At 78.5% G+C, this 539-nt stretch carries 1 protein-coding gene; it reads left to right on the top strand.

Annotated elements, in window-relative coordinates; genetic code table 11:
* Nucleotides 1–539 (top strand): NAD(+)/NADH kinase (locus GT354_RS11015; protein WP_202511748.1); only part of this gene is annotated, 539 nt, incomplete at both ends.

The raw sequence follows: 539 nt of genomic DNA, 5'->3' as shown, positions 1-539 counted from the left end.
GGCCGGCCCGACGCGACCGTGGTCACGGTGGCGGGCCCGATGGGCGCGGAACCGGCGCGGGCCGGCGGCGCCGTCCCCGAACTCGTGCCGGTATCACCGGGTGTGCCGTCCTCGCCCGGTGACACCAGGGCGGCGGTACGGGCACTGGCGGACGTGGACCTGCTGCTGTTCGCGGGCGGCGACGGGACCGCCCGCGACGTGCTCGACGCCGAGCCGGGATGCGCCGTGCTGGGCATCCCGGCCGGGGTGAAGGTCTATTCGGGCTGCTTCGCGGTGAGCCCGACGGCCGCGGGGGCGGCGGCCGCCGCGTACGCGGGCAGGACCACCGAGGCCGAGGTGGTGGACCTGGACGAGGACGCCTATCGGGCGGGCCGGGTCGGCCCCCTGCTGTACGGGACGCTGGCGGTGCCGGCCGCCAGGGTGCGCCTGTCGGGCCGCAAGACGGGCTCGTCCGAGGCCGCGCCCGAGAGCGTCGCGGCGATCGCCCGCGAGGTGGTCGCCCGGATGCGCCCGGGCGTGCGCTACCTGCTCGGGCCCGG

This window comes from Streptomyces sp. SID3343, assembly GCF_009865215.1.
Lineage (GTDB): Bacteria > Actinomycetota > Actinomycetes > Streptomycetales > Streptomycetaceae > Embleya.
This window is presented reverse-complemented; position numbering and strand designations above follow the sequence as displayed.